Origin of the sequence: Acetobacterium fimetarium, from assembly GCF_014284475.1 — a bacterium.
Classification (GTDB): Bacteria; Bacillota; Clostridia; order Eubacteriales; family Eubacteriaceae; genus Acetobacterium; species Acetobacterium fimetarium.
The window spans coordinates 20,907-45,411 of sequence record NZ_WJBC01000022.1 but is presented as its reverse complement, the minus strand read 5'-3'; the positions used below and the strand labels follow the sequence as shown (position 1 = coordinate 45,411).

27 protein-coding genes are annotated in these 24,505 nt (G+C 46.0%); 13 read left to right on the top strand and 14 right to left on the bottom strand.

The features are described 5' to 3' along the window. Window positions 1-129: 129 nt before the first annotated feature. Window positions 130-366 (top strand): hypothetical protein, encoded by a 237-nt coding sequence (locus tag GH808_RS12570; RefSeq protein WP_186843138.1) that lies wholly within the window; start codon window positions 130-132, stop codon window positions 364-366. Window positions 367-467: 101 nt separating this feature from the next. Here GH808_RS12570 and GH808_RS12565 read toward each other — a convergent pair whose 3' ends face one another. Then, window positions 468-1,202, bottom strand: coding sequence for a methionine biosynthesis protein MetW (locus tag GH808_RS12565; RefSeq protein WP_186843137.1), 735 nt, complete (start codon window positions 1,200-1,202; stop codon window positions 468-470). Window positions 1,203-1,714: 512 nt separating this feature from the next. On the opposite strand from GH808_RS12565, the gene GH808_RS12560 reads away from it, so the two are divergent. Then, on the top strand, window positions 1,715-2,695 hold the full coding sequence (locus tag GH808_RS12560; protein ID WP_186843136.1) for an SPFH domain-containing protein: 981 nt from the start codon (window positions 1,715-1,717) through the stop codon (window positions 2,693-2,695). A gap of 4 nt (window positions 2,696-2,699) precedes the next feature. Further along, complete coding sequence (locus tag GH808_RS12555; RefSeq protein ID WP_186843135.1) at window positions 2,700-2,900, top strand: type II toxin-antitoxin system antitoxin; 201 nt, start codon at window positions 2,700-2,702, stop codon at window positions 2,898-2,900. Between the two features lie 113 nt (window positions 2,901-3,013). On the opposite strand, the gene GH808_RS12550 is transcribed toward GH808_RS12555, so the two are convergent. Further along, window positions 3,014-3,409, bottom strand: a complete 396-nt coding sequence (locus GH808_RS12550; RefSeq protein WP_420797529.1) for a hypothetical protein — start codon at window positions 3,407-3,409, stop codon at window positions 3,014-3,016. Between the two features lie 342 nt (window positions 3,410-3,751). On the opposite strand from GH808_RS12550, the gene GH808_RS12545 reads away from it, so the two are divergent. Together GH808_RS12545 and GH808_RS12540 are read left to right on the top strand one after the other, a co-directional pair. Beyond that, entirely contained in the window at window positions 3,752-5,512 is a 1,761-nt protein-coding gene (locus GH808_RS12545; RefSeq protein WP_186843133.1) for an ABC transporter ATP-binding protein, read from the top strand. Then, a complete protein-coding gene (locus tag GH808_RS12540) occupies window positions 5,505-7,163 on the top strand; it encodes an ABC transporter ATP-binding protein (RefSeq protein WP_186843132.1) in 1,659 nt (552 codons plus the stop codon). Before GH808_RS12545 ends, GH808_RS12540 begins: the two co-directional genes overlap by 8 nt. On the opposite strand, the gene GH808_RS15575 is transcribed toward GH808_RS12540, so the two are convergent. From GH808_RS15575 to GH808_RS12525, 4 genes are all read right to left on the bottom strand, one after another. Beyond that, window positions 7,160-7,291, bottom strand: a complete 132-nt coding sequence (locus GH808_RS15575; RefSeq protein WP_279289686.1) for a hypothetical protein — start codon at window positions 7,289-7,291, stop codon at window positions 7,160-7,162. The two genes, GH808_RS12540 and GH808_RS15575, sit on opposite strands and share 4 nt — an antisense overlap. Window positions 7,292-7,522: 231 nt before the next feature. Beyond that, window positions 7,523-8,380 (bottom strand): AraC family transcriptional regulator, encoded by an 858-nt coding sequence (locus GH808_RS12535; protein WP_186843131.1) that lies wholly within the window; start codon window positions 8,378-8,380, stop codon window positions 7,523-7,525. A 179-nt stretch (window positions 8,381-8,559) separates the two neighbouring features. Further along, window positions 8,560-10,113, bottom strand: a complete 1,554-nt coding sequence (locus GH808_RS12530; RefSeq protein ID WP_186843130.1) for an ASKHA domain-containing protein — start codon at window positions 10,111-10,113, stop codon at window positions 8,560-8,562. Between the two features lie 325 nt (window positions 10,114-10,438). Then, entirely contained in the window at window positions 10,439-11,269 is an 831-nt protein-coding gene (locus GH808_RS12525) for a helix-turn-helix transcriptional regulator (RefSeq protein WP_186843129.1), read from the bottom strand. Window positions 11,270-11,388: 119 nt separating this feature from the next. Here GH808_RS12525 and GH808_RS12520 point away from each other — a divergent pair, with 119 nt between their 5' ends. The 8 genes from GH808_RS12520 to GH808_RS12485 all read left to right on the top strand — a co-directional run bounded on the left by GH808_RS12520 (window position 11,389) and on the right by GH808_RS12485 (window position 19,646). After that, a complete protein-coding gene (locus GH808_RS12520; RefSeq protein ID WP_186843128.1) occupies window positions 11,389-11,946 on the top strand; it encodes a flavodoxin family protein in 558 nt (185 codons plus the stop codon). Window positions 11,947-12,056: 110 nt separating this feature from the next. Further along, window positions 12,057-12,743 carry a response regulator transcription factor gene (locus GH808_RS12515; protein WP_186843127.1) on the top strand — a complete coding sequence of 229 codons (687 nt, stop codon included), beginning with the start codon at window positions 12,057-12,059 and terminating at the stop codon, window positions 12,741-12,743. Further along, window positions 12,730-13,737 (top strand): sensor histidine kinase, encoded by a 1,008-nt coding sequence (locus GH808_RS12510; protein ID WP_186843126.1) that lies wholly within the window; start codon window positions 12,730-12,732, stop codon window positions 13,735-13,737. Before GH808_RS12515 ends, GH808_RS12510 begins: the two co-directional genes overlap by 14 nt. Before the next feature lie 82 nt (window positions 13,738-13,819). Then, on the top strand, window positions 13,820-14,503 hold the full coding sequence (locus tag GH808_RS12505; protein ID WP_186843125.1) for an ABC transporter ATP-binding protein: 684 nt from the start codon (window positions 13,820-13,822) through the stop codon (window positions 14,501-14,503). After that, window positions 14,500-17,094, top strand: coding sequence for an ABC transporter permease (locus GH808_RS12500; protein ID WP_186843124.1), 2,595 nt, complete (start codon window positions 14,500-14,502; stop codon window positions 17,092-17,094). The genes GH808_RS12505 and GH808_RS12500 overlap by 4 nt, the downstream gene beginning before the upstream one ends. Before the next feature lie 251 nt (window positions 17,095-17,345). Then, a complete protein-coding gene (locus GH808_RS12495; RefSeq protein ID WP_186843123.1) occupies window positions 17,346-18,020 on the top strand; it encodes a TetR/AcrR family transcriptional regulator in 675 nt (224 codons plus the stop codon). Window positions 18,021-18,025: 5 nt separating this feature from the next. Next, the gene (locus tag GH808_RS12490; protein ID WP_186843122.1) at window positions 18,026-18,961 is read left to right on the top strand and encodes an alpha/beta fold hydrolase; all 936 of its coding nucleotides are present in this window, start codon (window positions 18,026-18,028) and stop codon (window positions 18,959-18,961) included. Window positions 18,962-19,052: 91 nt separating this feature from the next. Continuing rightward, a complete protein-coding gene (locus tag GH808_RS12485) occupies window positions 19,053-19,646 on the top strand; it encodes a uracil-DNA glycosylase family protein (RefSeq protein ID WP_186843121.1) in 594 nt (197 codons plus the stop codon). Between the two features lie 40 nt (window positions 19,647-19,686). On the opposite strand, the gene GH808_RS12480 is transcribed toward GH808_RS12485, so the two are convergent. The 8 genes from GH808_RS12480 to GH808_RS12445 form a co-directional block, all read right to left on the bottom strand. Next, window positions 19,687-19,938, bottom strand: coding sequence for a hypothetical protein (locus GH808_RS12480; RefSeq protein WP_186843120.1), 252 nt, complete (start codon window positions 19,936-19,938; stop codon window positions 19,687-19,689). A 31-nt stretch (window positions 19,939-19,969) separates the two neighbouring features. Further along, window positions 19,970-20,383: an SAM-dependent methyltransferase gene (locus tag GH808_RS12475; protein ID WP_186843119.1), complete on the bottom strand. Its 414-nt coding sequence runs from the start codon at window positions 20,381-20,383 to the stop codon at window positions 19,970-19,972. A 59-nt stretch (window positions 20,384-20,442) separates the two neighbouring features. Continuing rightward, a complete protein-coding gene (locus GH808_RS12470) occupies window positions 20,443-20,910 on the bottom strand; it encodes a GNAT family N-acetyltransferase (RefSeq protein ID WP_186843118.1) in 468 nt (155 codons plus the stop codon). A gap of 62 nt (window positions 20,911-20,972) precedes the next feature. Then, a complete protein-coding gene (locus GH808_RS12465; protein WP_186843117.1) occupies window positions 20,973-21,512 on the bottom strand; it encodes a GNAT family N-acetyltransferase in 540 nt (179 codons plus the stop codon). 3 nt (window positions 21,513-21,515) lie between these two features. Beyond that, window positions 21,516-22,268: a GNAT family N-acetyltransferase gene (locus tag GH808_RS12460; RefSeq protein ID WP_186843140.1), complete on the bottom strand. Its 753-nt coding sequence runs from the start codon at window positions 22,266-22,268 to the stop codon at window positions 21,516-21,518. Window positions 22,269-22,337: 69 nt separating this feature from the next. Further along, complete coding sequence (locus GH808_RS12455) at window positions 22,338-23,099, bottom strand: REP-associated tyrosine transposase (RefSeq protein WP_186843116.1); 762 nt, start codon at window positions 23,097-23,099, stop codon at window positions 22,338-22,340. A 32-nt stretch (window positions 23,100-23,131) separates the two neighbouring features. Continuing rightward, complete coding sequence (locus tag GH808_RS12450) at window positions 23,132-23,791, bottom strand: lantibiotic immunity ABC transporter MutE/EpiE family permease subunit (RefSeq protein WP_186843115.1); 660 nt, start codon at window positions 23,789-23,791, stop codon at window positions 23,132-23,134. Next, window positions 23,784-24,488: a lantibiotic protection ABC transporter ATP-binding protein gene (locus tag GH808_RS12445; protein ID WP_186843114.1), complete on the bottom strand. Its 705-nt coding sequence runs from the start codon at window positions 24,486-24,488 to the stop codon at window positions 23,784-23,786. Before GH808_RS12445 ends, GH808_RS12450 begins: the two co-directional genes overlap by 8 nt. Between the last annotated feature and the right edge of the window lie 17 nt (window positions 24,489-24,505).

The following is a 24,505-nucleotide window of genomic DNA, read 5'->3' as shown; positions in this document are numbered from 1 at the left end:
AGTCTACACTGTTAAAAAATCAACTCCAGCTATGGATTGACTCTCAGGCCTCTTTTATTAAGGCTTTGTTTGGTCAATTAGGCTGGGAAAGTTGAGTAAATATTCTTTTAAAAATGAGAGGAAATTAAAATGGTTAATCAACGATTTTCAACATATTGTGAAACGCACCCGGAATCAAGCGATCTCTCTTTAATTCTTACTGAAAACAGCAAGCAGAGCAACCGATCCATTCAAATAAATTCAGGAGCTCCTAAAGCACAGAAAAAATCCGACGAATTTGCCGAACTGCTAAAAAGTATCGAGCTAAAACTCGATCTTGCATTGCTTTACCTTAATCGCTCTGCCGCTTATCTTCAACATATTTAAGAGGCGCGGTACGGTTAAGCCAGGCCCGCTGCGAATCATGGCGCCGCGGGCCTGGCTTTGTTTGAATATCAGCTATGTCCCCAAATTATTTCGACCATCATTCATGCGATTATGTACAGATAGCGACTGGCGCGACTTTTGTTATACAGTTCCCTTCCCAACATGTCTTCCTTAAGTTTTTGCTGATATAAATCTTCATTACCTTCGCCCTCAAATGCCCTTTTATACTTTTTTAGCGCGCTCAAAGAGTTTTCATATAATAAGCGTTCATTTTCACTAAAGTCAATCGTCTTGAAAGCAATTCCGTTTTTATCAAGAACATCAGCAATTCTCGTATTTCGACTCTGCAAAATACTCTTATCTTCGACAGCATCATCAAACAGGTATTGTGAATAGAAGAAATACATCTTATTATTCTCGATATTATTTAATTGACGTACCAGTTTGTCCAAATCATTGCTAAAATAGAGACTATCAATAGCTAGTGTGATTGTCGGTTTTATCTGATAATCGGATATTCTGTCAATGTCGCCATTGATATAAGTAATTGCCGTGCTGGTTCTTTCCATGACAGCAACATCCAGTTGATCAATTCCAATTCCTTGGCATCCATATTTTTCAACTAACAGTTTTAGAATACTTCCTGAACCGCACCCTAAATCCATAAGGGTATCTTCTGCCGATATCGGAATAGCATTTAAAATATAATCGATCTGCTGTTTATCCATCATGTTGAAGAAATATTCTCTGTATCCATATACCTCTTCACAAAAGTTCAGATAAGCACTGCTTCTTGTCAAGCGGCCAATTTTTTTACTAAATTCATCGTTTATCATGACTTTACTTATTCCAACCTCTTCAATCCTACTTTTATTTGTCAGTCCCAATTCATATTTTCAAACAACTCATTGTTTTCCGTAACAAGGGGACGTTTCGCATTAATTGAGCTTGAGTTTAAGCGCGAAGTCATTATACTGATACGGTCTATATCGGCAGTACCAATGCCGATCGGAATGTGGGGATCATCACGCAAAACAAGGACATCGTCAATGGTCTGACTTCCACTCTGGCCCAGGATTTTGCAGGCGCCACCGCTTAAACAGTAGCAAAACCTACCTGCCTTTTTTATCAGTTTAACATAATCAAACCTCCGTTGATATGATTTGCACCTGTAAATTTAAGTCTTTTTTACGGTGACCTTGTTTAGGTCAGAACGATGTCGGCTTCTATGACACTGTCATCAGATGGAACCGGTGTTTAGTAATCCCGAACCTTTTATAAAAAACATTTGCTTAATAAATATCAATGTGATACCATTTTGATATCATTTGGAAAGAAGGTATTTTTTATGGACGAAAAAATTCTCCACGGCAAAAAGAACGGCATGCTGGTATTACTGCTTTCGTTGCTCATTTATGCAGTTGCTGCCACCGGGCTGATCCTGACCATTGCCACTGACGGAAGCACCATCCTGATTGTCGTTTGTATTATTCTGCTTTGTACCACCTGGTTGCTATGGCCGGGATTGAAAGTACTCAAGCCTCAAGAAGCGCTGGTTCTGACACTTTTCGGTAATTATATCGGGACCATCCGCGAACCAGGATTTTATTTTGTCAATCCATTCTGTACGGCAGTAAACCCTGCTGCCAAAACCCAGTTAGTCCAAAGCGGCGATGTAAAAGGAAATAAAGACACCCTTGCGGCGGAACCCGCATCACGAAAAATCTCTTTAAAAATTATGACGCTCAATAACAATCGTCAGAAAATCAATGATTGTCTGGGCAATCCGATTGAAATCGGCATTGCGGTCACCTGGCGAATTACTGATACAGCCAAGGCGGTCTTTAATGTCGACAATTTTAAAGAGTTCTTGTCCCTTCAGTGCGATAGTTCCCTCCGAAACATTGTGCGACTTTATCCTTACGATGTGACGACGAATGTTGATACTACCGGCGATGGAATTGCCGACGAAGGAAGTCTTCGCGGTTCCAGTGAAACAGTCGCCAAAAGAATCAAAGAGGAAATCCAGACCCGGGTCAATGAAGCCGGCATTGAAGTGGTGGACGCACGGATCACCTTCCTGGCCTATGCTCCCGAAATCGCCGCCGTTATGCTTCAGAGACAGCAGGCCTCAGCCATTATTGATGCCCGGAAAATGATTGTTGAAGGTGCGGTGGGAATGGTGGAAATGGCTTTGACACGTCTGAATGAAAATGAAGTAGTGGTTCTTGATGAAGAAAGGAAAGCCGCCATGGTTTCCAACCTGCTAGTGGTTTTATGCGGCAATCATGATGTTCAGCCGATTGTGAATTCAGGCAGTCTATACTAAGGTTATGGCCGATAACAAAAAAAAGCAGCTTCCGCTGCGACTTTCCCAAAAACTCTATGATGCCATCGCCGCCTGGGCAGACGATGACTTTCGGTCAGTCAATGGCCAAATCGAATACCTGTTAAGCGAATGCGTGCGTCAACGGAAGAAAAACGGGAAATATGTGTCGGATGAACTAGATATGCCCCCGGAATTGGATATTTAAAGATTAAAAAAGGAACTCAGTTCCTTTTTTTTTAACGTTTCGTTTGTCATGTTTCAGACTTTCGTGATGCTGAATTTTTCAAGCGCGACCGTGTATCTGACGTTGACAAAGATCTAGGCCTTCATTTTGTGAATAGCCTGCTCGTAATCTTCCACTTTGACGATGGCAAAGTATTTACCGAATTCCTTCGTCCACATATCCATTTCCGCTTCGATTGCCGGCACTTCGGCCATGATGAAGGCGACATATTGGCAGTCGGTTTGGCCCATCTGAGGGAGCAGCTCGGAAAACCCCCATGCTACATCCGCGGGATCGTCCTCAAATCCATTTCTGGCATCGACGACAAAGTTGCTCTGCGGATGTTGTCGCAACAAGTTCAGGGCAAACAGAATCGGCTCCCGGTAATCATCCAGCCGGGCAAATTTCTTCCACGACAACAGCACGACGTTGTCGCTTTTTACATAGTCCACCTGACAGAATTCAGAATTAAAATTATCTTTCATAATCATTTCTCCTTTGGCTGATCTAGCCTGCATAATAAATGCCGTCGCTGCTCATACACACATTCTTTTTACATTTGTACTGCAATTTTAATTTTATAAAGAACGTTTGTAAACATTAAATTCATCATCAGTTCGCACAACAGATACTGATCAACGTTTCACTTGAAAACAACCATTGCCCATTGACAATTGACGCCTGCAAACAGCTGTAGTATCATGTTATCAAAATTGATCTTACCGCTATTTGTTAGAAGGAGTCAAGCACGTGAAACAGACCAAAACGCCAAATTATAATAATCAGGGCTTTTCCAATCGCACCAGCCGCTTTATGACAGGTGGTGGTCAAAAATGAGCCAGGGTCGACCGATTAAAAATGTCACGAATCCCGACCGCATCGGGTCGTATTTCCGATTGGAAGCCGGACCGCTGCTGCTGGTCACGGTTTCCGGTCTCCTTTATAATCTCGGCATGCTGGCCGGCCCCTACTTTGAGGGGCAGTTGGTCCAGCGGCTGTTCGACATCATCAACGGCAACAAAACCTTCGCCTCGATGGTCACCCTGGCCCTGACTTACCTCGCCGTGATCCTGATTGTCCAGGTGATGCGCGCCATCAAGCGCTTTTACGTGCGGCGCTTTGCCAATAATACCAGCCGCAATATGCGCCATATGCTGTACAACAGCCTGGTGAACATGAGCAAGGTGGAATTGGAACAGGAGGATCTCGGCGCCGTGATGACCAAAGCCATCGCCGATGTCGATGCCTGTGTGGAAGGCATGCGCAAATTCACCACCGAGATCTTCGATACCGGCGTTGTGCTGGTGGCCTATCTCGGCCTGCTGTTCTTTTATGACTGGCGTCTGGCGATGCTGGCTTCGCTCTTTACGCCGCTTGCCTATCTGATTGCCGGCGGACTTAAAACCCGCATCACCCGCTACAATGCCGAATACAAAAAAAGCGCCGGCCGACTCAACAATGCCACCATGGACCGGATCAGCAATGCCGTGACCTACCGGATTTATGGCCGCGAACAAAACCGCGACCAGGCCTATGAAGCTCACCTGCAGGATTACGAGCAGCGGGCGGTGCTGGCCAATCTCTGGGAAAACACCATGCAGCCGCTTTACAACATCATCTCGATGTGCGGGGCGGTGCTGGTCATTTATTTTGGCGCCCGCAACGTGCAAGGGAGCGGCTGGACCAGCTGGGATATCGCCGCCTTCACGACCTTTCTTTCCGCCTTTACCAAAATGGCACTTAAATCCTCAAAGGCGGCCAAGCTGTTTAACGCCGTGCAGAAGGCCCAGGTATCCTGGCAGCGGATCAAGCCGCTGATGAAAGCCTATGTGGTCCCGAACACGAACACCACCCTTGACTTTTCAAGACCGCCCCAACTTGAGGTCACTGATGTGTCGCTGCGCTGGCCGGGCAGTACCTGGAGCCTCAACGCCATTTCTTTTTCGGCCGCTCCGGGACAGATCATCGGGGTCACCGGAGCAGTTGCCGGCGGCAAATCCACGCTGGGCAAGGCCTTTATCGGCGAAGTGCCCTATCAGGGCAGCATCCGCGTGGGTGACCGTGAATTGTCCGAACTGAGCGCCTACGAACGCAGCCGGCTGATCGCCTACCTCGGCCATGAGCCCGAACTGATGAGCTGCAGCATCGCAGAAAATATCCGGCTGGGAAAACAGGAAAGCATTGCCGCCGTTCTTGAAACCGTCTGCCTGGATCAGGAAATCGCCCAGATGCCCCAGGGCGCTGCCACGTCCGTCGGCAGCGGCGGCATCCGGCTTTCGGGCGGACAGCAAGCCCGCACGGCTCTGGCCCGCACCCTGTATAACGCCGGGCCGATTCTGATTCTGGACGATCCCTTTTCAGCCGTCGATCGCCGCACCGAGCAGGCCATCTTCAGAAACCTGCGCCGGCTGGCCAAAGGCAAGATTGTGCTGCTTATTTCGCATCGTCTGTACCTGTTTCCGGATCTAGACCGGGTGCTGTTTTTGGACAACGGCAGCGGCATCTTTTCCACCCATGCAGCATTGCTGAAGGAAAACAACGCCTATGCCAGGCTGTATCGCGCCCAGATGGCCGGAGGTGAGCAGCATGACTAAAAAAAGCAGTCTCCACACGGTGGTTCTTAAAACAATTACGGCGTTCCGGCCGATGACGGTGCTGACGGTCATCACGATTATTGGTGCCATTGTCGCCGCGCTTTTTCCCCCACTGATTCTGGAGCGCATCGTCAACAACCTGACTGCCGGACAGCCCATCGCGTTTTTGCTCGCGTTATCCTACTTGGGCCTGCTGGCACTGTCAGGCTTGCTGGAGTCCGGGCAGAACATCATGATCACCAAGTTTGGCCAGAAGATCACGCACGGTCTGCGCGGTGAAATGTGCACCAAGCTTCAGAATCTGCCGGCAGCCTATTTTACCGCCAATGAACCCGGCAAAATCACGTCGCGGTTTGTCAACGATGTTGATGCCGTCGATGCGATGTTCACCAACGGCATCATCAGTATGTTTGCCGACGCTTTCAAGGTGCTCAGCATTCTGGCAGTCATCTTTTACAAAAGCACCGGCCTGGGCCTGCTGATGCTGTTGATCATCCCGCTGATGTTTGCGCTGACGCGCCTGTTTCAGCAACGGATGCTCACGTCACAACTGGCCAATCGCGTCGCCATCAGCAAGGTGAACAACCATGTTCCGGAGACCATCCGCAACATCCGCATGATCCACACCCTGTTTCGCCAGCAATACATGGAGCAGCAATACGATGCTTATATCGACGAAAGCTATCGGGCCACCGACAAGTCCAATCTCTACGATTCCATTTATTCGCCGATTGTCATCTTTTTCAGCGCCGCGATCATTGCACTGATGATGGTCCTCGCTGCCATGGGCGGATCGATGCAGCAGTTCTTCGGCCTGAGCGTGGGAACGGCCGTCGCCATCATTGCCTATGTGGGCAAGATCTTTGAGCCGCTCGAGAGCATCGGGATGGAAATTCAAAATATCCAGGCGGCGGTGGCCGGGATCCGGCGCATCAATGAATTTCTGCAGGAAACACCAAGCCAGCATCCGGATTCAGTCCACACCCATCCAGAACCCACGGTAAACGCTCAGCCGGCGCTTTGCTTTGAACAAGTCAGTTTTCGCTATGATGACGACACGCCGGTCTTTTCCGACCTGTCCTTTACAGTAGCAAGTGGCGAAGCCGTGACCTTCATCGGCCGGACCGGTGCCGGCAAAAGCACGATCTTCCGTTTGGCACTCGGCCTGTACCACCCCGATGCCGGCCGCGTGCTGATCAACGGCGTGGCGGCCGCGATCATCCCGGCGGCTAAGAAACGGGCGTTGTTCGGTTATGTGGAACAGTCCTTTCATCTGGTCGCCGGCACCGTTGCCGAGCAGATTTCGCTGTTCGACCCTGATATCAGCCGCCAGCAGGTGGAGACTGCCGCCCGGCTGGTGGGCCTGCACGAGAGCATTGTGGCATTTCCCGACGGCTATGACACACCTGGCGAAAAGGCCGCTTTTTCACAGGGGCAGTTTCAGTTGCTCGCCATTGCCCGCGCCGTCGTCGCCGCGCCCCAAATCCTGCTGCTCGATGAAATCACCGCCAATCTCGACAGCGCAACCGAACGTCGGGTGCTCGAAGCGCTCAAGCGTGCCTCCCAGGGCCGCACCGTGATTTCCATTTCGCACCGCTTGCAGGAATATACCCAAAACCATCGGATGATCGAAATTGGAGACCACCGCTAGTCAACCGCGCCACCCGGCAGAGCGCCGCGCCTTTTCCCAGACTTTCCGGTGCTTCTGCCATACCCCGGATAATCGAAAACGGCCATATTGCAGCCCGCCAGAAAGGCGAACTGAGCATCCTCCTTCATTCTTCAAATGAATAGACCGGCAAACCGGTCTTTTCTCCAATGAGTTTCGCATATTCCGCCGTCGTTCCGGTATTGGACGTGTATACAATTGCTTTCATGAGTTCCTCCTTTTTACCATCTGGTAACTCCATTATAGTTTCCGGATGGTATCTTATCAAGCGGCAATTTGCAATTGCATCCGTTTGCCGCAAAAAGCCCCTGCTTCCATCACGGTTGCAGGGGCTTCGTTCGCTATTTTCGTTTTACCGGAATCCAGATCTCGGCATAATAATTTTCATCCTGGATGCCCTTGGGGTATTTATCGGGTGCATCGTACATTTCAATGCAGTAACCGGCGGCAAATTCATACTCCTTCAGGGCTGGCAGCCATTCAGAGAATATTTTCGTATTCACATCCTGCAGCGAATTTGGCATCGCACCTTTACAGGGAAATACTGCCCAGGTGAATGCCGGAATCGTTTTGGTCACGAAGCCTTCCGGAATATCCGTCACCGGATTGTAAACATCGGCGATCACATACTCGAATTTTTCATGTCCCATCTGCTCATCGATGTTAATGCCAAACATACCGCAAACATGCTGCCCCTTCCCGGTTGCATAATGCTCCTGCCAGAACGCGGGAATTTCCTGTTTGGCCTGTTCGTAGGAAAACTCCTTGGCTGAACCAATCACCGTAAAACTGTCCTTTTTTGTAATTCTGTAATCCATCAGATAACCACCTTTCAAGGATATTGTTAATTTCAGCGGTGCAAAGGATTTGATCATGGTTTTGTCCTTGCGCACCTGCGAAGGGGTGATGCCGTGAAAGCGGGTAAATGCTTTAGTGAAGCTGTCCGGCGAATCGTAGCCATATTGCATGGCCACATCGATGACTTTCGCCTCGCTGTCTGCCAGGGCGACGCCAGCGAGTGCCAGTCGGCGATTGCGGATATATTCCATAATCGTGTAGCCACATAACATGCTGAATCCCTTTTGAAAATAGAACGTCGAGATGCAGACTGAGTTTGCCACATCATCAGCCGTAATCTCATCAGAAATGTGGCTTTCGATATAATCGACCGCTTCACTAATTGCTTTCATCCATTCCATACCTATCACCTCCTGCTGTAATAACAGTATAGTCTTTGGCCGCTACCGTTTCCCGACAATGCTTGCTTTGTTTTGTCGGATTTTATATATATATGACGTGGGGACGTTTCGTTCGCTATTATCATTTTACCAGAATCCCTATGACAAGCGAAACGCCCCCTTGTCAGGCTTAGCATCACTCAGCGCAATCGTCCGCGCTTTTTCAGTTCATCCCTAACCGTCGGATAACGATTAAAATCCGTGTGCGGTAAAAAACGGGAGGCAAACATCCGGGAAAGAAAATCATCGGCGGCACCAAACTCCAGATACTCAATTCGCTTCTGCAGCCTTATTGCCTCTTCCATTTTTTCTGAATCAGTCAGCAGGGAAACGGCCCCATCCAGCGAACTGTTACCCAGGAAAACAAATCGTTCCCGGGGCAAATCCGGATAAAGACCGATGGTAATAGCCGATTCCAGATTGATGTAGGTGCCGAAAGCGCCAGACACATACAGCCGTTCCACTTCCGCAGCTTCCACCCCCACTCGTTCGAGTAGATATTCAACCATGGTGCTGGCTGCCGCTTTGGTGTCGATGAACTGACTCATATCCGTTTGGGTAAACAACAGTTCTTCATGACTTCCCGACTCGTTGCGGTCTGCATACAGTACCCCATATTCGCCATCCCGCTTGACAATGCGCGCGGATTTACCGCTGTTAAACCGCCCGGAAAAATCGATCCAGCCGTTCAACAGCATCTGGGCAATCAGATCCACAATCCCCGAGCCACAGATCCCCAGCGGTTTAACCCCGCCGATAGTCCTAACCCGCAAGACATTGTCTTCAATGACAACCCGATCTACGGCCCCGTTTGAGGCTTTCATGCCATTTTTGCTGATCCCGCCTTCCAGTGCCGGTCCTGCAGCTCCAGCTCCGGCAATCAGAAAGTCCCGATTTCCCAGAACCATCTCCCCATTGGTTCCAATATCAATAAAAAGTCCCAGTTCATCTTTTTTGTGAAGCCCGGCCATCAGCAAACCACTTACCGTATCGCCGCCCAGGTAGTTGGCTACCGACGGCATACAATAGACATAGCCGCTGGTGCCCAGACCCAGCTCCCGGGCATTCAAATACCCGGTGTGGTTAAAAACCGGGGCAAAGGGATATTCAAAAATCGGCCACGCATCGATTCCCAATAAAAAGTGAATCATGGTTGTATTGCCGGATATCACCGTCACCGTGGCCGTCTTCGTTTTTATGCCGGTCTTTTCTTCGAGCTGACTAAGCAGCTGGTTCAGGGTCGCCAGGGTCGTTTCCTGTATCTCTTTCAAGTGTGACCGATGATCCTTGCCATAAAAGATTCGACTGAGAATATCATCACCAAAGCGAATCTGCTGATTAAGCATCTTCTCCTCACCCAGAATCGCACTGGTGTTCAGATCCACCATCTGCATGGCAACCGAGGTACTTCCCAGATCTACCGCTATCCCGACGTGCCGGTGTCTCTGATCCCCGCTCTCAAGCTCAACCAGATCCCAGCCGTTTTTGTTTTTTATCAGGGTAATCGTTATTTCCCAGTTGGCCGCTCGGCACAGCGGATAAATTTTTTCCCGTATTTCCGGAAGAAAACACACTGTCCCAAATTCCTCGCTGAGCTCCGCCAAAATCCGCTCCTGATCACCACGAATATCACCGTAACCTGGCGGCCCTATTTTCAAAAATCTTTTGACACTAAGTGGTCGTATCGTATCCATAAGCACCTCATCTTTGTCTCATTTATTCTTTCCATCTCCGACGGTTTTATCTGTTCAGCTGGCTGGCGGCCTGCTGCGATTTGCCACCGCTTAAACAGTAACAAAGCCTACCTGCCTTTTTTATCAGTATAACATAATCAAACCTCGGTTGATATGATTTACACCGATAAATTTATGTCTTTTTTACCGTGAATTTTTTAGATCAGAACGGCGTCGGCTTCTATGGCAAAGGGGACTTTTCGTTTGTCATGTTCATCTTTTCATTGCCTGTCAGATGGACATCTTTTTTTAATTCTCAACAAAACAATTTCTCGCTCAAATTTTCTTAACCCCTAAGCATATCCAATGTCTCCTGATCTGCGGGTGTATGTATCGCTATTTTAATTTGAGGATTGCCAGACACATCAAAACTTGTAAAATCAAACATCAAATCTCCTAACCGGTCTACCATCAGTCTTTTCTGAAAATTCTCATCAAAAACAACATTGTAATCTAACCACCATTTTTTAAAGTCACTACTCTCCGCCATCAATTCTTCCACAAAGATTTTAAACCACTTGTCGTTCACATAATTACCACATGAAAGTCTGAATTGAGCAACTATCCATTGTCCGACTTTTTCCCATTCAGAGAATAGCGTTTTGTACTTGGGATTTCTGAACATCCGCCAGATAGTATTTCTTTCCCTGGCATTCATTTTATCAAAATCCCCAAAAATCATTTTGGCCGAATTATTCCAACCAATAACATTCCAATATTGGTCTGACGCAAATGAGGGATAGGGCTCTAATTTATCTAATATAATTTGAATAGGTTTGCTGATAAAGCTCAATTTATTCGACTTTAATTCAGACTCCGGCATCGCCATTTGTGCAAGCGAGAAAATATAGAGCATTTCTGTTTCATTAAGTATTAAAGCATGTCCAACACTTTCTAAAACTTGGTCTGATACTTTGATGTCACGGCCTTGTTCCAACCACGTATACCATGTCAAGCTAACATTTGCCAATTGTGCAACTTCTTCTCTCTTAAGCCCTGGTGTTCTTCTGCGATTACCATAAGACAGACCTACTTGCGTTGGTGATATTTTCTCCCTTTTTATCTTTAAAAATCGCCCCAATTCCTTATATCGATATTCGTTTTCCGTATTAACCAACTCCCTTCCTAAACCAAATATATAACCTATTACTATTTATACTATTATAACTGATAAACTATCTGAATCATTATTTTTTAATTATAATGAAGTTCAAACAAAAGGAGGTATCATCAATTATGAAAATACTAGCAGTAAACGGCAGCGCCAGAGATTTTGGAAATAGCTATAACATTTTAAACAGTTGTCTGAATTCCTTTGACAAAAATAACAACATGACAGAACTAGTACAACTTAGTGAATTGCAAATAAAGAGTTGTACATCTTGTTATAGCTGTAAAAGCCCCGGTAATCCATGTGTGATTCAAGACGACATTTCAACGGTTAATAACAAAATACTGGAATCTGATCTTTTGATTATTAGTTCCCCTATTTATATGTGGCAAATTTCAGCACTTACAAAAATATTTATGGAACGGCTTTATCCACTCTATCATTTTGATAAGCCGTCAGAGCTTAGCGGCAAAAAATTAATCCTAATCTTCACCCAAGCGGCTCCTGATGAAAATATGTTCAATTCTTATTTTGAACATGTAAAAGCTTCCATGATCTTTTTAGGTTTCGATGTAATTGACATTATCGTCGTACCCGGATTACGTATGCCTACCGACTATGAGAAATTTCCGGATATACCAAATAAAATCAAATCTTTGATTGGCAGAGAATTTTTATTATGATGCTCGTGTAGGAGTGACTTGGGGACGTTTCTTCGTTTGTCATAAACTTGAATATTTCCAACAAAAGAAATACAATATAGGAGCATTAAAGTTAAGGATGGTGAAAATAAATGAAACGGATATTTTTAGTTGAAGACGATCAGGCGATCGCTAAAAACCTGATCCTGTTGCTCCGTTCCGAAGGGTTTAACGTCACCCACGCTCCGACCCGGGGTGACGCTCTTGCTGCCCTTGGCGGGAATAAATTCGACCTGGCGCTGGTTGACATTTCTTTGCCTGACGGAAATGGCTTTACGGTTTGCACCGAAATCAAAGCAACGGGGGATGTCCCAGTCATCTTTCTGACCGCTTCCGGCGATGAGGCAAGTGTTGTTACAGGGCTGAACATGGGCGCCGACGACTATATCACCAAACCGTTTCGGCCGCGGGAACTAATTGCACGAATTGACACCGCCCTGCGAAAAAGCGGGCGTTCACCAGCGGCTTTTGAAATTCGCGGTCTTCATGTTGATACGGCCAGCGGCCTGGTGAAAAAAAACGGCCACGATGTTTTTCTGTCAGCACTTGAATACCGCTTGCTTTTAGTATTTATCAACAACCCTAAAAATATTATCACGCGGAGCCGGCTCCTTGATGAATTGTGGGATGCAGCAGGCGAGTTTGTCAATGACAACACCTTGACCGTTTACATCAAACGCTTGCGGGAGAAGATCGAGACTGATCCGGCAAGCCCACAAATCATTCTGACTGTTCGCGGGACGGGGTATCGACTGGGGGGCGAGAATGCCGCGAAATAGAGAGTTTCGGCAGTTTTCCATTTTGTTCGCTTTTATAGCTGCCGTCGTTGTGCTGCTGGGATTTGCCATCAATGCGGCGGCGGGAATCCTTGTCACCGCTTCTGCCGCCGCCTTTGGCACCGCGTTTGTTGCCTTCACCAAAGCCCGCTACCAAAGCCTCGCGCAGATTTCCGATCAAATCGATCAGGTGCTTCATAATGCTGACAACCTGTATATTGGTGAAGCGGACGAGGGCGAACTTTCCATTTTGCACAGCGAGATAACAAAAATGACGTTGCGCATTCGGGAACAAAACGACGCCCTGAAAAAAGAAAAAACACACCTTGCCGATTCGCTGGCCGACATCGCCCATCAACTTCGCACCCCGCTCACATCCGTAAATCTGATTCTGTCATTGTTAGCGAATAACCCCGATGAAAACGAACGGAAAGCCTTGGTGCGGGAAACAGAGGAATTGCTGGTACAGATGGATTGGCTACTTACTTCGCTACTAAAATTATCCCGCCTCGATGCCGGCATTGTGGTGTTCCAAAGCGAGCCGATCTATTTAAGCAGCTTGATCGGCGCCGCGCTGCGCCCGCTTCTAATCCCAATCGAACTGCATGATATTAATGTGCAAGTGGATGCCCCGCAAGGGCTGATGATCCAGGGTGATTCCGGTTGGCTTTCAGAAGCCATTCAAAACATCCTCAAAAATTGCATTGAGAGCATTGATCGAATTGAAAGCACCGGTGAAAACGGGAAAGTAGAGATTATCTGCACGGACAACCCCCTATTTACCGAGATGACCATCCATGACAGCGGCGCCGGCTTTGAAACCGAAGATTTACCCCACCTGTTTGACCGCTTTTATCGTGGTAAAAACAAAAACGCCACCGGATACGGGATTGGCCTGGCGCTCTGCAAGATGATTATCACCCGGCAGGGCGGGACGATTACCGCCAAAAATCACCCTCTGGGCGGTGCACTCTTTGCCCTTCGTTTCCCAAAGTGACGGATCTCTCACCGGAAAGTCACAACGATGTAAGTTGAAGCTGCTATTATATGGGTAAACCATGAGAAAGGAGACTCACATAATGGAGTTTTTAAAAATTGAAAATTTATGCAAGGTCTACGGCAAAGACGAAAACCAGGTGGCTGCCCTGGATCATGTTTCGCTGACAATTGAAAAGGGAGAATTTACCGCAATCATCGGCTCCTCTGGGTCGGGCAAATCCACATTGCTGCACATCATCGGCGGTGTCGACGTGCCAACAAGTGGAAAGGTGTTTTTAGACGGCCAGGATGTCTATGCCCAAAACAATGAAAAACTGGCCATTTTCCGGCGACGACAGGTTGGGCTGATTTACCAGTTTCACAACCTCATTCCGACGTTGAATGTGGTGGAAAACATCACCCTGCCGATCCTGATGGACAAGCGCAAAGTCAATGCCGAACGGCTGAATGACCTACTGGAATTGCTGGGGCTTAAAGACCGCCAAACCCATTTACCCAATCAGCTTTCGGGCGGTCAGCAACAGCGGGTTTCGATCGGGCGGGCTTTGATGAACGCCCCGGCACTGATGCTGGCCGACGAACCCACAGGCAGTTTGAACAGCCGGAATGGCCATGAAATTATCAAACTGCTGAAATTGAGCAATCAAAAATATCATCAGACCCTGCTCCTCGTCACCCATGACGAAAATATCGCCCTGCAAGCAGACCGCATTATCGGCATCTCAGACGGCCAAGTCATCCGCGACGAACGGGTACGGCCATGAACATTTTCAACAAAATCACCCTGCAAAGCATGATAAAAAGTCGCACCCGAACGATTGTCACGATTATCGGCGTTATTCTGTCCGCCGCCATGATCACCGGCGTTGCGACCTTTGGCGTTTCACTACTGAACTATCTGGCCAACGGCGCGGCGCAGAAATATGGCGATTGGCACGTTGAGTTTGTGGACGTCCCGGCTGCTTTCGTCCAGGAACGAAGCCACGACGAGGGCGTCGCTAACACCGTGACATTTGAAAATATCGGCTACGCAAGGCTTGACGGCGGTAAGAACCCCGACAAACCGTATCTTTTTATCGCCGGATTCAGTGAGGAAGCCTTTGATACCTTGGCCATCAATCTGATTTCCGGCCGGCTGCCTGAAAACAGCAGCGAGATTCTTGTTTCGGGGAGCGTCGCCGCCAACGGCGGCGTTAAATTAGCGGTCGGTGACACGCTTTCACTGGCTGTCGGCAACCGCATCAGTGGCAACGAAAATCTCGGTCAACACGATCCATACACTGCCGGGGGCGAAACGCTGGTGCCCCAAGACGAGCGAATTTACACGGTTGTCGGGATCTACCAAAGGCCTGGCTTTGAGGAAGCGACGGCACCGGGATATACCTTGATCACGAAAGCAGCTGCCCAAGAACAAGCGGACAGCTTCAGTCTCTTTGTCACGCTGACAAACCCCCGCCGTGTCCAGGCTTACGCCAGCAGCACCGCCGGAAACAAAACTTACGTCTTAAACGATAACGTGTTGCGCTTCATGGGTCTTTCGGACGATAACGTGTTCAACAATTTTTTGTATGCGGTTGGCGGCATTTTGGTCGCCATCATCATGATCGGCTCAATTTTTCTGATTTATAACGCCTTCAACATCTCGCTGAACGAACGCACCCGGCAGTTCGGAATTCTTTCTTCGGTGGGCGCCACCGCAAAGCAACTGCGAAATTCGGTGCTGTTTGAGGGGCTTTGTATCGGTGCGGTCGGCATCCCGATTGGCGTTATGGTCGGCATCGGCAGTATCAGCCTGGTGATTTCTGTTGTCGCTGGAAATTTTGGGAATGTCATGTACAGCAGCGTCCCGTTAACCTTGACCGTGTCCATCCCCGTCATTGTTGTTGCGGCGGCGGTTAGCATGGTGACAATTCTGATTTCAGCCTATATCCCGGCCAGGAAAGCTGCAAACACACCCGTGATGGAGAGTATTCGCCAGACCAACGAGATCAAGGTAGAATCCCAAGCCGTGAAAACATCAAAACTGGCCCTGCGACTTTACGGTTTGGAGGGAACCCTGGCGCTTAAAAATTTTAAGCGCAACAAGAAAGGCTATCGTAGCATTGTGCTATCACTTGTATTAAGCGTTGTGCTGTTTATCTCGGCCAGTGCTTTTGTAACAGATATGAAACAGGCGGCGGAGCGTTCAGTCGCGTTTACGACCTATGACATCGGTTTTGCCACCCAGGACATGGACGATAGCGAAATGTTGTCGCTTTACGACAAACTAAAAACTGCCGACGGTGTTTACGAAAGCTCGTATCAAACGCTGATGACGTATTCATGCGCTGCCAAAGCCAGCGATCTTTCCAACGATTACTGGGTAACCGCGGGTTCACCTGCGCCGGACAAAACGGTTAATCTGCCTATGGATATCCAGTTTCTTGATGACAACACCTATCTGAATATGCTAAGTAGCTTGGGCTTACCGGTCGCGGACTATACCGGGCCAAATGCGAAAATGATCGCCGTTGCCAAAATGCCAGACCGGGCCAATCAGATGGCGGAGGTTGACCAGCTTCGGGATCTGTTTGCGCGTTCTGCCATTGATTTTACCTTTGCTCCCGCAACAAATGGAGAACCAACGACGGAACCGGGCAAAAATGTCAGCCTCACCTTTGTCGAGATCGTACCACCAGATACCCTCCCTATCCCGGGAAACTCCGGATCGGAGGATTTGTTCTTTTTTCGGGTGATGGCTCCCTATTCGCTCAAAGAGCAATTTGAAATCCCTGACCCCGATTCTAATATGAATGTGGCTGTTAAGGGTTTGACCTTTCGCTCAACGAATCCCACCCAGTCGACGGCTGAAATGGAAACGATGATTCAGGGTGCCGGAATTACCGCCGATTACAACCTCTACAATACCTATAAAATGCTCGATGAGAGCCGCAATTACATCTTCATTGCCAATGTGTTTGCTTATACGTTTATCATTATGATTTCGCTGATTGCAGTGGCCAATGTGTTCAACACGATTTCCACCAATATCAAACTGCGTCGACGAGAGCTTGCGATGCTCCGTTCGGTGGGGATGTCCGACCGCGATTTCCAGAAGATGATGAATTTTGAGTGTGCCTTTTATGGCCTGAGGGCGTTACTCTTCGGACTTCCCATCGCGGCAATCACTTCCTGGTTGATCTACAAAGGAATGGTTCTCGGCGGAACCGACAATATCGATTTTGTGTTCCCTTGGGGCAGTATGGCAATCAGCGTATTCAGCGTGCTCTTTGTGGTGTTCATTACAATGCTGTATGCTATTAGCAAGATCAAAAAAGAAAATATTATTGACGCACTGCGGGATGATATGACTTGATTAAAAACCGATATTGACTTGATATAAAATCAAAAAATATCTAAGTAAATGATGTTTTGAGACCAAAATGTGGCCATGCGGCGGTTTTGAAATAACAATCAAAACTGCCGTTTTTCTTTTTCAAAATTGCTCATCCTAATTGTAAACATTATACAATAAATATTTACAATTAGGATGAGCAATGCTATAATAACCGTGACCGAATCGGTCATGGCTATTATAGCATTCTATTTAAAGGAATTAGGATTAATATGACATTTGAAAAACTAGAAAAGGAAAAACAGAATAAAATCATCAACGCTGCCTGCGAAATATTCGCAAAACACGGTTATAAAAAAGCATCCATGAAGGATATCGCTGAGGCGGCCGGAATATCGAAAAGCGTGCTGTTCAAGTATGTCTCCAATAAAGAAAATCTCTATATGAAAATTTTCAGACTAGCATCAGACAGCATTATCGAAGCGGACGAAATTTCCTACGCCGAGGAAGGGAGCGACTCTGATATGTTTTCGTTGATGCGGCGAAACGCGAAGACCCGACTTTCCCTATTCAAAGAATATCCGTGGATTTACAAGTTCTCTTATACAGCAGCCTTCGATAACGATTGCTTTGTCAAGGAACACGTCCGAATGGAGCTTGAAAATTATCGAAAGCCACGCTTTAATACGAGTGAAATAAAATCAGGACATAATCCCATAACGGACGGTATTGATGTTTATAAGGGCTTAAGAGCTGATATTTCCCCGACAATCGCAAAGCAACTGATCCTCTGGGTTTCTCAGGGATATCTGGAAGAAAAACTATTTAAAGATGAGATTGATCCAGACGAACTTGAAAAAGGCTTTGAGTCATGGATTGACATTCTGGAGATACTTCTTAAAGGTAGTAACAGAAGCTGTGATTGCAAAGAACAGAAAGGCTGGTAAACAGAATGAATGATACGATTGAAACGAGAAAAATATCGAACGGTATTGAGAATGTTTCGGGGTTGAAGCATCATAATCTAAATGTCTGTGGCGGGCCAATGTCAGTCTATGAAGCGGGCGAAAAGAGCAGACCTATAGTCGTGCTGTTGCATGGTGCAATGTACGATGAATCAAGGTTTATCTGGGATCAGCTGTTTCCATTTTTAAGCAGGGATTATCACGTATTCGCACTGGATTCGCCGCGACACGGAAAATCAAGGCCGTGGGAAGGTTATCTGGATCGCACCAGACTGATGGATATTCTTCACCATACATTTAACCAGTTGGGACTTGAAAACTTCAATCTTGTCGGACTTTCCATGGGTGGCAGCCTCAGCATCGAATATGCATCTCTACATCCGGACAAGGTCAAATCACTGGTTCTGTTCGAGCCAGGCGGATTGAGCGAAAAGGTCGATTCACAGCTTATAGTATGGCTTTACATAAAGATACCGGGCATGCTTAAGATGCTCAACCGGAAATATATTAAGAAAGACCATGCGGCAATGAGAAAATTGCTGGAATCTATTTATGTGGGCGGTTCAAAACCAACGGATCCGGATCGGTTGACTTCAATTCTCGAGGATGAGATAAAGGGTAAATATAAATATGGAGAAAATGACATGGACGACTGGCAGTTGAGCTGCATCGGACCTTTCAGATTAAAGTGGACCCTTCTTGATAGGCTTCCGTTGATTAAATGTCCGACTCTGTGGCTAAGAGGAGCGGACAGTGTTCTGGTGAAGCAGTTTGAGATTGACAGAGCGGTAAAACTGGTTATCGACAGTGGAACAAAAGCCGAGTTGGAAGTCATTCAGAACGCAGGGCATATACTGCCTCTTGAACGACCTGAACAGACAAATGCGGCGGTAAAAGCGTTTCTCGATAAAACACACCAATAAACAAATCTCCACGTTCTTATTCAAAAAAGCTCATATGTTCAAACAGAAAAATACAAAGCCGCCATTAAATCGTTACTAAGGAGTATAAAAAATGAATATCAGAGCAGAATTAGAAAAAGCACTTGGAATTGCAAAAAACATCCAGTTAAATGATTTAGCGCTTGACCCCTTGAAAATCAAGGCAATCATGATAAACGAGGTCGTTCCGGCCGACCCCTCTCAAGATTTCTACGGTCAGCTTGATGCGGATTATTTAACAACAACGATACCGCTTTTTCAAAAATCCGGATTACAAGTCAATGATATACAAGACATCTTACATATGGGTGTCTATATTACCAACGCCGTCAAAACACCTAAATCAAATTACACGATTGAAAAAAGCAGTATTGAGAATAGCTTACCCTACTTGGAAAAAGAGCTTGCATTGTTTCCCAATGTCAAAGTAATTATGCTCATGGGCGACGTTGCCAAAAAAGCATTTAACATGTTAACAAAGAAGGCAACCAGGAAAAATGTCGTTCCGGCTGTTGCAACCTACAAACTCCGAAATAGCGAAATCTATTATGGGGATATTCGGGTGATGCCATCTTATATTATGACGGGCAAAAATATTCTAATCGAGAAGTCAAAGTTTGCAATGGCTTCTGAGGATATTGCCGCAATGGCTCGCATCATTAAATAACGTCCTGGGAACTGTATGACGCGGGTATATTGTCAATTCTTTAATTACGTTCTCTGGGTTTGTCTTGTTCATCATAAATCTCTCCTTTATCTAAAAAAGGTATCGAACCTGAATGGCCAATATTTCGTTTGTCATGCACTTTCCAGTCACTTAGCATCTTTCTCGTTTTCTGTTTGATACTGATACCCAACGCTTCCCCTTCTTTGATCAGCAGATGAACGTGGTTATCCATCAGACAATAGGCATAAGACTGAAAACCGCCGGTTTCTCTGGCCTTATTCAGCTTTTCCATAAAAGGGGACGTTTCGGGACCTGTGTCACAGCTATTTTCTTTTTCCTGTTATCGAGATAAGATTCAGATACTTGCCATTGTCAGCTTTTATCATATCTATATCCTGCTTTGCAATTGGATTATCGGCAGCAAGCCAATCACTCCACGCTGTGTCGGTACAGTCCATTTCCATAATCGAAAAGTCATCTACACCCATCTGCAGAAAACGCTTATAGTTATCGGTAGCCGTAATCCATAAATCAACTGCAAATGTTTGTACACCGTATTCTTTAGCCAGAAAAATCGATGTTAACCCCATGCCGCAGCCCAGATCTAAAACACGCATTTCCTTCGTGAGTTCAACACTTTGGGTGATCTCGTCAATCATAAGGATTGCGTTTGGACCCATAAAATTTTGTGATAGAAAACACTTATCATACTTTTCTGTCCGCTGATAGTTATCCATTATTATAATCATTCCCTTCACTTCACTTAAGGCACAAAACAACCTGCATGACATGTAGACTATTGACCGAGCGGTCTCGGTTGTTTCTCCATAAATACCAGATTCAGATCGTCTGTCAGCGGTTTGGTTTTAAATTGAACAAAACCGGTGCGTTCATAAAGTTTTAAATTTTTGAGGCTTTTATCACTGGTAAACAGTTCTTGCCGCAGTCCGAAGTTGTCTTTTTCAATTTCTTTCAGCAATGCTGTGCCAATACCATTTCCCTGATAATCCGGATGTACAATCAGTTTGCCAATATAGAGCGTATCTTTGTCAACAAAACCTCTGACCGATCCAATCAGTTTATTCTTTTCATTCACGGCCTGATAGAACGTTCCTTTTTCAAACTCCCTAAATACCTCTTCCAGTTTTTGGGTCAATGGTTGAATTTCATAATTATTTAACAGTCTGGCTTCGCTCTGGTATGCTAAATACTGAAGTGCTAAAATATTCTCAAGATCTGCTTTTCCAGCTTTTATGATTTTCATATTTTTCTCCTTTCGTTTGTCAACCAGGTAGATTGTTTCCCGCCTGACAACGTCGTATTTACTCATTTTGCCATCCACTGCTCCTTTGTCAGATAAGTAAAATGCTCTGTTCTCACATCTCCCATCAACGGACAAGGTTTATCTTTTTCTGTATGATGATATATAAAACCACACTTTTCCTGTGCCCGCTTTGATTTCTCATTACCTTCATAGTATCCGCACCACATTGCTGTACACCCTAATTCTTCAAAGGCATACTTTTGTAATCTGCATACAGCTTCCGGGATATAACCTTTTCCCCAGAATGGAACGCCAATCCAATAACCGACTTCAATTTCATTATCAGATGCATTTGTATGCGACTGCATCGGTGGAATCAGCCCTATACTGCCAATGGCTATATTGTCATTCTTAAGGCATACCGCATAGGTTTCAGGTGCCGACAAAACACTCTTGATAATCTCACGACTGTTCTCAACACTTGTGTGTATTGGCCACCCGGCAATTGGCCCAACTAACGGATCTTGGGCATATTTATATAAACTTTCTGCGTCCGCTTCTTCCCACGGTCGAAGTATTAATCTTTCTGTTTGAAATTCCATTTTCTACTTCCTTTTCAATATTTTTCCGAGTGCCGTCTTATCCAATAAATTCACTGTTTCAAATTTACCTTTATAAAATGAACCCCAGTTATTAAAAACGCATGGCAGGTCTTTTGCCTTTTCTAAAGAATCAACGGGTCTCATTGATGCTGCAACCTTGTTATCATCACAGTACTGTTTTATTTCTTCAATCTTCTGCACAATAAAAGGGCACTGCATACTGTAAAAAATCGTCAGCTCCTGATTCTCTATCTGCTGTTGTCTCGCTTTATCAGTAAACTGCGGTATTTTTCCATCAAACGAAAAAGCCAACAATTCATAGCCATCTACTGTTGCATCAATTGACTCAAATCCGTATTTTTTTGCAAAGGCCTGATTGGAAATCCAGTTCTTCTGCTTTTTTGCGCCAAGCATACAAACACCTGACATTCCTTTTGCTTTTGCGTCTTGAATGCAATACTCCATCAGGGATTTTCCGTAGCCTTTACCCTTGAAGTCTCCAGAAACCCACAGACAATATATATAATAAAAATTGTCACCGATGACCGGAACCCACGCTGTTTCCAATGGCGCATATTCAATAAAACAGCAGCCTTTAGCATTCAATTTTCTGAATACATGACCTTCCCTTAATCGTTCTGCAAGCCATTTTCTTTTGGCTTCAACACCGGGATGAGGCTTCATGCTCCTAATGATACAACACAAATGCTCGTCATCTATATTATCTGCCGTTAAGTTGATAAACTCCTCCATTATCCAGTCAGGCCTCCTTTCGCCTTGTTATCCAATCCACAAACTCGATATGACTTGGGGACGTTTTGTTCGTCATGCTCTTCTCTTCAACGCCAGCTCCACCATCATCTTGCCCAGCCCCAACACTCGACTCAATTGACGGATGCTGCCGCCAGTTTCCTGCTGAATCTGACGGATCAGCTGATTTCGCTTGTCAACCGACAGTTCCCCCAGATTCCGGTATTCGGGATTTTTACTCAGCAGGACAGTAAGCTGTTCATCACTGCACCTGGTTTTCAGGTTTATTTCCAGACATTCATCCTCGTTTTCTTCCTCAGAAAATCGAATAAAATCTGCTGCGGTCGGAAAATACTCTTTGATGATCCCCATATCGATGATCGACGAGTTTCCCTGATAAGCCTGAATAATTTGTTGATAACTGCTCCATGAATATTCCTTCAGTCGAGAAACCATACCGGCTTTTAAGGGATTGCGGTGAATATACCGAATCACCATCATCAGATATTGGTCATCTTCGACGGCTTCACTATTAAAACGATTCTGAAAGAGATGGCCGGTTCGACCGTATTTGTTGTTGTGCAATTGCACATAGCCAACGGTAATCCGTTTGATGCTGGTGCCCAGGTCTTCTCCTTCTTTGAGCAGCAGATGAACGTGGTTATCCATCAGACAATAGGCATACAACTGAAAACCGCCGGTTTCTCTGGCCTTATTCAGCTTTTCCATAAAGACTGATCGATCCGCATCATCCAGAAAAATGTTACGCCCATCCAGACCTTTCAGCATCACATGGTAAATGCCGGTAGTGCTTTTTTTTCGCGCTTGTCTTGCCATTTTTAATTTCACCTCCCGTTTTTTTTAGTATATCACGGATTAAAAGGCATGACAAACGAAACGTCCCTATGTCGTTTCGGATTAAAAGGCATGACAAACGAAACGTCCCTATGTCGTTTGATCGGACACATCAGTCTAGCAGGAATGGCAAAAGGAACCATCCAAAGTTTTGTTGGCGAAAAGAAGATCCCAAAACCCATGTTGCCAATTAAACTAAGCATAATCGTAAAAAAAGTGCCCATCTTCTCGCTGATAAATAAAAAGAAGGGGATTTGCCAGGCCAGGCTTACAAATAACACCAGACTCCCGATCAGCGCCTTGCTAAAGGGAACCGTAATGCCCAAAAGTGCGCCCAATAGGATCAGATCAATACAAAAAATCAGATTAAGCAGCAGCAGCTGAAGGGTATTCATAAAAAGCTGCGCCAACCATAAATCTTTTTTATTGATATAAACAGCAAAAAGGCCGTGCCGGTTATGTCTTTTTTCGGCTGCGACAGTAAAGGCGACCATCATCGCCAGGGTGCCCGGCAGCAGCAGTGTATACCACCAGTTGAAAGCGGCTTCAAAAAAATAACGCCCCCCCATCAGAATAAGCGCCAGGACAAGGGGAACAAGCGGACTGATCCAGACGAGTTTTAACGAAAACCGGTGTTTTTGTTTTAACCATTCGGATTTCAGACAATTAATCATTGGCAGTCACCGACTTTCTGACCACATCCATAAACAGACTCTCCAGGTTTTCATGGGCATGAACCGCCTCTTGATACCAGAGTTTGCCATTGGCAATGATGCCAATATCATCAGCAATTTGTTCCACCTCCGATAAGAGATGGCTTGACAGAATCACCGTTATGCCTTTTCGGGGAAATGATAAAATCAGTTTTCTTAAATCCTGTACCCCAATCGGATCAAGGCCGTTTGTGGGCTCATCCAGAATTAAAAGTGTCGGATTATTTAAAAGCGCCAGCGCAATTCCCAGCCGTTGTTTCATCCCCATTGAAAATTGTCCGGCTTTTTTCTTGCCGGTATTTGTCAGTCCGACAAGTTTAAGCACCTCTTCAATCCTGCTGTTTGGCAAATTGTATAAGAGGGCCCTGACCTTCAGGTTTTCAACGGCGGTTAAATTCTCATAAACCGGTGGTTCTTCAATCAAGGCACCGATCTTCAGCAGATCTTTTCGTTCCCATTTCCTGCCGTCAAAAAAAATCTCCCCTGACGATGGCTGTATCATGCCGGTTATTATTTTGAGTAAGGTCGATTTCCCCGCGCCATTCGGACCGAGCAGACCGTAAATACTGTTTTTTCTGACCGTGATTGAAATCCTGTCGTTCGCTTTCTGATGCCGGTAGTTTTTGCACAAATCCTTTGTAATCAATAGTTCTTCCATAAATAGCCTCTTTTCTC

What these genes read in the sequence shown, in the direction of transcription:
- GH808_RS12570 (WP_186843138.1), top strand. Translation starts at nt 130, where the DNA reads ATGGTTAATCAACGATTTTCAACATATTGTGAAACGCACCCGGAATCA.
- GH808_RS12450 (WP_186843115.1), bottom strand. Translation starts at nt 23,791, where the DNA reads ATGATTAATTGTCTGAAATCCGAATGGTTAAAACAAAAACACCGGTTT.
- GH808_RS12550 (WP_420797529.1), bottom strand. Translation starts at nt 3,409, where the DNA reads ATGATTATGAAAGATAATTTTAATTCTGAATTCTGTCAGGTGGACTAT.
- GH808_RS12500 (WP_186843124.1), top strand. Translation starts at nt 14,500, where the DNA reads ATGAACATTTTCAACAAAATCACCCTGCAAAGCATGATAAAAAGTCGC.
- GH808_RS12475 (WP_186843119.1), bottom strand. Translation starts at nt 20,383, where the DNA reads ATGGATAACTATCAGCGGACAGAAAAGTATGATAAGTGTTTTCTATCA.
- GH808_RS12485 (WP_186843121.1), top strand. Translation starts at nt 19,053, where the DNA reads ATGAATATCAGAGCAGAATTAGAAAAAGCACTTGGAATTGCAAAAAAC.
- GH808_RS12535 (WP_186843131.1), bottom strand. Translation starts at nt 8,380, where the DNA reads ATGGAATGGATGAAAGCAATTAGTGAAGCGGTCGATTATATCGAAAGC.
- GH808_RS12445 (WP_186843114.1), bottom strand. Translation starts at nt 24,488, where the DNA reads ATGGAAGAACTATTGATTACAAAGGATTTGTGCAAAAACTACCGGCAT.
- GH808_RS12520 (WP_186843128.1), top strand. Translation starts at nt 11,389, where the DNA reads ATGAAAATACTAGCAGTAAACGGCAGCGCCAGAGATTTTGGAAATAGC.
- GH808_RS15575 (WP_279289686.1), bottom strand. Translation starts at nt 7,291, where the DNA reads ATGAAGGAGGATGCTCAGTTCGCCTTTCTGGCGGGCTGCAATATGGCC.
- GH808_RS12510 (WP_186843126.1), top strand. Translation starts at nt 12,730, where the DNA reads ATGCCGCGAAATAGAGAGTTTCGGCAGTTTTCCATTTTGTTCGCTTTT.
- GH808_RS12545 (WP_186843133.1), top strand. Translation starts at nt 3,752, where the DNA reads ATGAGCCAGGGTCGACCGATTAAAAATGTCACGAATCCCGACCGCATC.
- GH808_RS12490 (WP_186843122.1), top strand. Translation starts at nt 18,026, where the DNA reads ATGAATGATACGATTGAAACGAGAAAAATATCGAACGGTATTGAGAAT.
- GH808_RS12555 (WP_186843135.1), top strand. Translation starts at nt 2,700, where the DNA reads ATGGCCGATAACAAAAAAAAGCAGCTTCCGCTGCGACTTTCCCAAAAA.
- GH808_RS12515 (WP_186843127.1), top strand. Translation starts at nt 12,057, where the DNA reads ATGAAACGGATATTTTTAGTTGAAGACGATCAGGCGATCGCTAAAAAC.
- GH808_RS12540 (WP_186843132.1), top strand. Translation starts at nt 5,505, where the DNA reads ATGACTAAAAAAAGCAGTCTCCACACGGTGGTTCTTAAAACAATTACG.
- GH808_RS12530 (WP_186843130.1), bottom strand. Translation starts at nt 10,113, where the DNA reads ATGGATACGATACGACCACTTAGTGTCAAAAGATTTTTGAAAATAGGG.
- GH808_RS12565 (WP_186843137.1), bottom strand. Translation starts at nt 1,202, where the DNA reads ATGATAAACGATGAATTTAGTAAAAAAATTGGCCGCTTGACAAGAAGC.
- GH808_RS12455 (WP_186843116.1), bottom strand. Translation starts at nt 23,099, where the DNA reads ATGGCAAGACAAGCGCGAAAAAAAAGCACTACCGGCATTTACCATGTG.
- GH808_RS12495 (WP_186843123.1), top strand. Translation starts at nt 17,346, where the DNA reads ATGACATTTGAAAAACTAGAAAAGGAAAAACAGAATAAAATCATCAAC.
- GH808_RS12480 (WP_186843120.1), bottom strand. Translation starts at nt 19,938, where the DNA reads ATGGAAAAGCTGAATAAGGCCAGAGAAACCGGCGGTTTTCAGTCTTAT.
- GH808_RS12560 (WP_186843136.1), top strand. Translation starts at nt 1,715, where the DNA reads ATGGACGAAAAAATTCTCCACGGCAAAAAGAACGGCATGCTGGTATTA.
- GH808_RS12465 (WP_186843117.1), bottom strand. Translation starts at nt 21,512, where the DNA reads ATGGAATTTCAAACAGAAAGATTAATACTTCGACCGTGGGAAGAAGCG.
- GH808_RS12505 (WP_186843125.1), top strand. Translation starts at nt 13,820, where the DNA reads ATGGAGTTTTTAAAAATTGAAAATTTATGCAAGGTCTACGGCAAAGAC.
- GH808_RS12470 (WP_186843118.1), bottom strand. Translation starts at nt 20,910, where the DNA reads ATGAAAATCATAAAAGCTGGAAAAGCAGATCTTGAGAATATTTTAGCA.